The organism is Streptomyces yangpuensis, from assembly GCF_001005295.1.
Classification (GTDB): Bacteria; Actinomycetota; Actinomycetes; order Streptomycetales; family Streptomycetaceae; genus Streptomyces; species Streptomyces yangpuensis.
The window spans coordinates 2,219,222-2,226,054 of the sequence record NZ_LBMK01000002.1 but is presented as its reverse complement, the minus strand read 5'-3'; the positions used below and the strand labels follow the sequence as shown (position 1 = coordinate 2,226,054).

Genomic DNA, 6,833 nt, shown 5'->3' with positions numbered 1-6,833 from the left:
CCCGCGGAGCGGGTACCTGAGCGCTGGCGCGCTCAGGAGAGACGCCCTCCGCTGCGCTCCGGGCAGGCTGCGCTGACGCTTCGCCAGATTCCCGCGCGAGCGCGGGAATCGACGGGCCGCAAGCGGCCCGTCGAGGGAAGTCCCGGCGCAGGCGCCGGGACGGCGCCGCTGACGCGGCGCCAGATTCCGCCGCAAGCGGCGGAATTGACGGGCCTTCGGCCCGTTGGGGTGTCCGCTGACGCGGGCTGGCTGGCGACGGTTCGGGGGCGGCTCGTCCTACTGCTGCCTGGCTTCGTCCTCCAGCCGGTCCAACTGCGCCTTGGTCGACTCCTTGCTGCGCACCAGCTTCCATGTCTCCTTCACGCACTCCCAGAATGCAGCCATGCCCATGACTGCGAAGAGCAGCCGGAAGGGAAGCCACCAGCCTTCCTCGGACAGTCCGACACCGCACAGGCCCAGACCCACGAACAGGGGCCCCACGATCTTGCGCAGCCACAGCTCGAACCCGTCCAGCATTTTCCCCACCCCTACGTGAACCGAGCCCACCTCCGGTCGGGGTGACGCTTCGAGTCCATGATCCGGCACGCGGGATGGCCGTGCCCCATCGGGCGGAATCGGGTGGCTTGGCCAGCCAATCGCGGTACAGTCCTCGGTGTGCATCACAGCTGATGTGATACGTGTAGGTGTGTAGGATCCCGAGAACATCGCCACTCCCTCCCTGGCGGGTCTGCCCGCCGCTTCGAGTTCAGCGGAGTACCGAATGCAGAAGTCCGGTGACATCGTGCTGCGTCCTCACCAGGAGGAGGCGGTGGAAGCCATTGTCCGGGGGCTGGATATCCCGCCGGGCAAGCGGATTCCGGAGGCGGGACTGCGGGCTACGGTCATTTCCGCGTGCGGGACCGGGAAGACTTTTATCGCCGCGGCAGCGGCGCTCCGGCTGGCGCGGCACGGGCGGGTCCTGGTGCTGCTGCCGACGCTCGATCTGCTGACGCAGACGGTGCGGGAGTGGCGGCTCGCCGGGCACACCGGGCCGGCTGTCGCTGTGTGTTCGCTGGAGGACGATCCGCAGCTGTGGCAGCTCGACGTCCGCACGACGACGTCGGCGCCCCAGCTAGGGCTGTGGCACGGGCGCGGCCCCGTCACGGTGTACGCCACGTACGCCTCCCTGCCGGTCATCGCCGAGGCCCACGAAGGCGCATACGGGCTGCCCATGGACGTCTTCGACCTGGTGATCGTGGACGAGGCGCACCGCACGTCCGGGTCGGCCGGGAAGGCGTGGGCGGACGTCCACCGGCAGGAGGTGATCCCCGCGATGCGCCGGCTCTACATGACCGCCACCCCAAGGGTCTGGATGGAGCGGGCGCCGCGGTCCCGGGCGCAGGAGCGGGAGCAGGAGGAGGCCCGCCGGCGGGCTGCGGAGGAGGAGCGTCGGGAGCGGGAGGAGGCTGAGGCGGAGGGGCGGATGTGGGTGGCGCGGCCGCGGTGGGACCGGCTGCCGAAGGACCTCGCGTGCTCGATGGACGACCCGACGGTGTTCGGGCCGGTCGTTTATGAACTTTCGCTCGCTTCGGCTATTTCCCGGGGGCTTTTGGCGAAGTATCAGATTGTGGTGGCGGAACTCACTGACCCTGTTGTTACTCCGCAGCGGCTGAATAGTGAGGAGCGGTACGAGGAGCAGTTGCGGGGGCAGCGGCTGGCGGCGACGCAGACCGCGCTGCTGGAGACGATGGCCGAGCACGGACTGCAGACCACCATCACGTTCCACCACCGCACCATGGAGGCGGAGGCCTTCGCTGTAGGACTGGAGCGGGTTGCCGCGCGGCTGCACGCCGTCGCCCCCGGGAGGCATCCCGAGCGGGTGTGGGCCGGGTGGCTGTGCGGGGAACACGAGGGCTCCCACCGGCAGACCGTGCTCGCGGACTTCGGGCGCAGGGCCGGGCGCGCCGTGCTCTCGAATTGCCGGGTCTTGGGCGAAGGGGTCGATATTCGGGCCACGGACAGCGTGGCTCTGATCGATCCGAAGGGGTCGGCCGTCGACATCGTCCAGGCGATCGGGCGGGCTCTGCGGCAGAAGCCCGGTGAAGGGAAGATGGCCACCCTGATCGTTCCCGTGTTTTTGCGGGAGGGTGAAAAGCCTGAGGACATGCTTTCTTCGGATTCCTATAGGCCTTTGGTGCGGGTTCTGGCGGGATTGCGGGCGCATGATGAAAAGGCTGTCGAAATGCTCGCTATTCCCCAGGAGAATCAGAAAAGGATCGTCGACCCGTCACGGCCGGTCGGGCAGGCGCCGGAGGAGGGTGAGGAGGAGTCGCGGCTGCTGCTCCGCTTCGCGACCCCGCGGGACCCCGCGCTGATCGCGAAATGGATCAGCTACCAGGTGATCAACACCGAACGGCAGGACTGGCGCCGCGGCGCAGAAGCCGCGCACCGGTACCGGCAGCGCGAAGGCGACCTGGACGTCCCGTACGAGCACGTCGAAACCGCCGGGGCGTTCCCGCTCGGCAGGTGGCTGTCCGACCAGCGCCGCGCCTACCGGGCCGGGACCATGACCGGCGAACGCGCGGCCGAGCTGGAGGCGCTGGGGATCGTGTGGGACACCGCCGACGCCGGCTTCGAAGCCAACCTCGGCGCGGCGCGGGCCTACCACGACCTCCACGGAACCCTGGCCGCGCCGCGGGGCGCAGCGATCATGGACGTCCAGATCGGGCAGTGGCTCACCAACATCCGCCGCCCCGGCGGGCTCGGCAAGGACCCCGTACGCGCCGAGCGGCGGGCCGCTCAGCTCGCCGCGATCGACCCCGACTGGAACCCCGCCGAACGCGGGTGGACGGTCGACTGGCAGCGGCACTACGCCTACCTCGCGCAGCTCCTCGCCGAAGGCGCCCGCCTGACCGCGGTCGTGCCCGGGGTGACCCGGCACGGGGAGGACGTCGGACGCTGGCTCGCCGCGCAGCGGCGGAGCTGGGGGCGGCTGAACGCCGAGCAGCGGCGCCGGCTCGCCGAACTCGGCGTAAAGCCCGAGAAGGCTCCACCGGCCCGCAAGACCGCGGCGAAGACGACCACGGCGTCCCGGCCGCCGGCGGGCGGGGACGCCTTCCAGAAAGGCCTCCAAGCCCTCCAGCAGTACGTGGCGCGGGAAGGCCGAATGCCAGGACGGGCGGTGGTCGAGCGGCTGCCCGATGGGACGGAGCACCGCACCGGCATCTGGATCGCCAACCAGAAAGCCCGCCGCGACCGACTCGACACCGCGCAGCTCGCCGCACTCGCCGAACTGGGCATCGACTGGGCCCGGTAGGTGAGGCAGCTAAAACCTCATGGATCCCGCGGATGATCCTCTGGGAAGATCCCCACCATGCCGAGTCCCACCGCAGAAGAACTGCTCGCCTCAATCGGCGGGCTGTCCCCCGAACTGGCGCAGCAGACAGCCGACCGCATCGATGAATGCAGAGCCCTCCTCGCGGCAGGCATCGACATGGACGCCATCCAGCAGCATCTGAAAGACGAGGGCGTCCCCCTCATGCACGCAGTACTCATCACCACCAGACTGATCGACTGCCACCCAAGCAATCTGAAGGCCGCACGAGAGATCGTCGAATGTAGCCCAGCACGCACCCCCGACAGTGCACTGAGCAGGCCACGGAACTGACCGACACCTGCACCAGGTAGCTGCAAGGCACCCCGCCACAATCAGGGTCTCCACCCGCAGCAGCGCCGCTCGACAGCCCCCGGCATGGCGAGGACGTCCGACGGTGGCTCGTACCCAACGATGCAACTGAGACCGGCCGGGCGCCGAGCAGCAACGACGGCTCGGCGAACTCGACGTGACCAAGGCCCCACGGGCCCGCAAGGCGGCGAAAACGACCACGGCCGCGCCAGGCCGCGCGCAGGCGGAGAGGCCTTCCAGAAAGGCCTGACAGCCCTCCCGCAGTACGTCGCGCGGGAAGGCCGACTGTCCGGACGGGCCACCGTCGAGCAGCTGCCCGATGGAACGGATCACCGCACTGGCATCTGGATCGGGAACCAGGAAGCCCGCCGCGACCGGCTCAACCTCGCGCAGCTCGCCGCCCTCGCCGAACTCGGCGCCGACTGGGCGCAGTAGAAGGGTTGGTGCTCCTCGCGCTAGCGCTACCGGAGCATGGCCGGCCAGTCCGCCCCGGCATCAGCCTCAGGCCGTCGTCACACCGCGACCACACCCTCCCTCCGGCAACCGAAACCCAAGGCGCAGACCAGGCTCGGCTACCAGGGCCGCAGCGGCAACCCCGCCGCGCGCCTCGGCTCCAGAAAGTCCGTGCGGAAGATCTCCAGGGAGGCCCTGAGCAGCGGAATACCCACCTCCGCGCCAAGGTGCACCAGCGTGGCCGTCTCCTCGTCCATCCGGAACTCCAACAAGAGGGCGCCACGCCCGGCAGCAGTCATCTCCACCACTTCCAGAGCGTCGAAGTCGTCGCTCCCGAGCACTGTGAGGGCAGCGTACTCCCGGCCCTCCACGGAGAAAAACCTCATGTTCGTCCCCTCCCGTGACCGAACTCCCTCGCCCCCGCGAATCGTACGGCCTGCTCACCGGCCGTATCCCGCGCCCCTGGCAGGCGCGGCCGGTGGGCCGGGACCGAGGCCTCGGCCGGGGCCGGCTGACCGGGGACCGCAGCGGCGGGCGTGGTGGAGCAGGGACGAGCCATGGCCCGGAAGACCCACAGCCGGAACGCGTGCGCGGCGCGGGCGGCGCTCACAGCAGCGTTGCCAGCAAGTGGAGGGGCCCGTAGAGCACGGAGCAGGGTGCGCATGAGGAGGAGCCCTCCGAGCATCTGCAGCCAGAGTCCCGCGCCCGCTGCTGCTGCGTTGCCTGGCGGCCGGCCTCGTGCTGCGGGAGGTGCAGGACGCCCGAGCGCCACGCACCTGCCAGCACCACGGTCCCGGCCAGCAGGGTCAGGGCCGTGCCCACGACCTCGTACCCGGACCACTGCGCCCACCAGCCGGCCGTGGCCAGCACGAGACCCGCCAGCGCGCTGCCACCGGCCCGGCGCTGCCTGCCCGTCATCACCATCACCGCCTACGCCCCGCGCCCCTGACGGGTGCGGCCTGCTGCCGGTGGGCGGGGACCGCGGCCTCCGCCGGGGCCGGCCGGCCGGGGGCCGCGGCGGCAGTGGGGGTGGTGGTGGAGCGGGAGCGGGCGGCGGCCGCGGACACCCGGGGCCGGGAGGGGGCCGGTGCGCCGGGCGGGGTGGTCAGGGAGGTGAGGGTGGCGTCGACGAGGCGGCCGACCAGGGCGCTGCCGGTGGCTTCCTGCCAGGAGGTGGCGGTGGTGAGGCGGTTCAGGTGCTGGGCGACGGTGTCGGTGCCGTGATGTTCGCCGAGCTGCTGCATGCGGGGTCTCGGTGTCGCGGCGGTGCTCGTACTCCTGGCAGCGGGCCGGCGGATGCGGCCGGAAAACCCCGCCCAGGTTCGGAGGATTCTTGTCGTATCGCGGGCGAGTCGCATACGTTGACCTGCATGTATAGGGGGATGGAGCTAGCGGGCCGCTACCGGCTCGAGAGCCGGTTGGGGCACGGCGGCATGGGCGAGGTATGGGCGGCGTCCGATCTGAGGCTGCGCCGTACCGTCGCGGTCAAGACGGTACTCACCTCCCATCTGCGTGACGAACGGCTCGCTGCCCAGGTCCTGGCCCGTTTCCGCCGTGAGGGCGAAGCAGCCGCCCGGCTGAACCACCGCAACATCGCCGTCGTCCACGACCTGGGCGAGCACCGGGAGACGAGCGCCGACGGGCAGGTGGAAGTCTCTCCGTTCCTCGTCATGGAGTTCCTGGAAGGTCGTGATCTCGCGACGGTCCTGCGCGAGGACCACCCCGACGGGCTCCCCCTGGAGCAGGTGGTGGAGTACGGCGCCCAGGTGTGCGACGGGCTGGCCGCCGCCCACACGCAAAACATCGTCCACCGCGACATCAAGCCGGCCAACCTCATGCTGCTCGACGACGGCACCGTCAAGATCTGCGACTTCGGGATCGCCCAGGTCCAGGACGGCACGATCGGCCTGACCATGACCGGAGCGCTGCTCGGCAGCCCTCACTACATGGCTCCCGAGCAGCTCAGAGGCCAGACACCGACGCACTCGGCCGACCTGTATGCCCTGGGTGCCAGCCTCTACGAGCTCCTCACCGGGCGCCCCCTGTTCACCGCGGACTCCGCGTACGCCGTCATCGCCATGCATCTGTCCACCACTCCCGAACCGCCCAGCACCCGCCAGCCCGCAATCCCGCCCGACATCGACGACCTCATCACCTCCCTTATTGCCAAAGACCCCGCCGGCCGTCCCCCCACCGCCAAAGACGTCGCCGCACGCCTGCGCACCGCCCACCTCGCACCCGGGCCCACCCCCGTGCCGGCAGCGGAGGCGTCGGAAACCGACGAGCACCACCTCCAACGGGACGCCGAAGCCGGAGACTCCGACGCCATGTTCAGCCTCGCGTGGCTGCTGCAAGAGGCTGACCGCATCGACGAGGCAGAAACCTGGTACCGGAAGGCCGCCGACGCCGGACAGATCGACGCCATGAACAACCTCGGCGTGCTGCTGGAGAACACCGGCCGCACCAACGAGGCAGAAACCTGGTACCAGCGCGCCGCCAACACCGGCCACACCAACGCCATGAACAAGCTCGCACTGCTCCTGCAGAACACTGGCCGCGAGACCGAGGCGCAACCCTGGTACGAACGCGCCGCCGAAGCCGGACACACCGACGCCATGAACAGCCTCGGGGTGCTGCTGCATAACACTGGCCGCACCAGCCAGGCGGAACCCTGGTACCAACGCGCCGCCAACACCGGAAACACCGACGCCATGAN

At 70.2% G+C, this 6,833-nt stretch carries 6 protein-coding genes and 1 pseudogene; 3 read left to right on the top strand and 4 right to left on the bottom strand.

Going from position 1 to position 6,833, the window contains the following annotated elements; all coding sequences use genetic code 11:
- Positions 1-276 precede the first annotated feature (276 nt).
- A complete protein-coding gene (locus tag AAT21_RS15230; protein WP_046777050.1) occupies positions 277-516 on the bottom strand; it encodes a hypothetical protein in 240 nt (79 codons plus the stop codon).
- Positions 517-760: 244 nt separating this feature from the next.
- Here AAT21_RS15230 and AAT21_RS15225 point away from each other — a divergent pair, with 244 nt between their 5' ends.
- Together AAT21_RS15225 and AAT21_RS37550 are read left to right on the top strand one after the other, a co-directional pair.
- Positions 761-3,295 (top strand): DEAD/DEAH box helicase, encoded by a 2,535-nt coding sequence (locus tag AAT21_RS15225; protein WP_046777049.1) that lies wholly within the window; start codon positions 761-763, stop codon positions 3,293-3,295.
- Positions 3,296-3,352: 57 nt separating this feature from the next.
- Positions 3,353-3,646 (top strand): hypothetical protein, encoded by a 294-nt coding sequence (locus AAT21_RS37550; protein ID WP_157879711.1) that lies wholly within the window; start codon positions 3,353-3,355, stop codon positions 3,644-3,646.
- A gap of 590 nt (positions 3,647-4,236) precedes the next feature.
- On the opposite strand, the gene AAT21_RS15220 is transcribed toward AAT21_RS37550, so the two are convergent.
- From AAT21_RS15220 to AAT21_RS37545, 3 genes are all read right to left on the bottom strand, one after another.
- The gene (locus tag AAT21_RS15220) at positions 4,237-4,503 is read right to left on the bottom strand and encodes a hypothetical protein (RefSeq protein WP_046777048.1); all 267 of its coding nucleotides are present in this window, start codon (positions 4,501-4,503) and stop codon (positions 4,237-4,239) included.
- A gap of 220 nt (positions 4,504-4,723) precedes the next feature.
- Positions 4,724-5,035, bottom strand: coding sequence for a hypothetical protein (locus AAT21_RS36795; protein ID WP_157879710.1), 312 nt, complete (start codon positions 5,033-5,035; stop codon positions 4,724-4,726).
- Between the two features lie 5 nt (positions 5,036-5,040).
- Entirely contained in the window at positions 5,041-5,361 is a 321-nt protein-coding gene (locus AAT21_RS37545; RefSeq protein WP_030852838.1) for a hypothetical protein, read from the bottom strand.
- On the opposite strand from AAT21_RS37545, the pseudogene AAT21_RS40000 reads away from it, so the two are divergent.
- Positions 5,341-6,832 (top strand): annotated as a pseudogene (locus AAT21_RS40000) (serine/threonine-protein kinase); the annotation flags it as partial. The gene AAT21_RS37545 and the pseudogene AAT21_RS40000 overlap by 21 nt on opposite strands.
- Position 6,833: the final 1 nt, after the last annotated feature.

What these genes read in the sequence shown, in the direction of transcription:
- AAT21_RS37550 (WP_157879711.1), top strand. Translation starts at nt 3,353, where the DNA reads ATGCCGAGTCCCACCGCAGAAGAACTGCTCGCCTCAATCGGCGGGCTG.
- AAT21_RS15230 (WP_046777050.1), bottom strand. Translation starts at nt 516, where the DNA reads ATGCTGGACGGGTTCGAGCTGTGGCTGCGCAAGATCGTGGGGCCCCTG.
- AAT21_RS37545 (WP_030852838.1), bottom strand. Translation starts at nt 5,361, where the DNA reads ATGCAGCAGCTCGGCGAACATCACGGCACCGACACCGTCGCCCAGCAC.
- AAT21_RS36795 (WP_157879710.1), bottom strand. Translation starts at nt 5,035, where the DNA reads ATGACGGGCAGGCAGCGCCGGGCCGGTGGCAGCGCGCTGGCGGGTCTC.
- AAT21_RS15225 (WP_046777049.1), top strand. Translation starts at nt 761, where the DNA reads ATGCAGAAGTCCGGTGACATCGTGCTGCGTCCTCACCAGGAGGAGGCG.
- AAT21_RS15220 (WP_046777048.1), bottom strand. Translation starts at nt 4,503, where the DNA reads ATGAGGTTTTTCTCCGTGGAGGGCCGGGAGTACGCTGCCCTCACAGTG.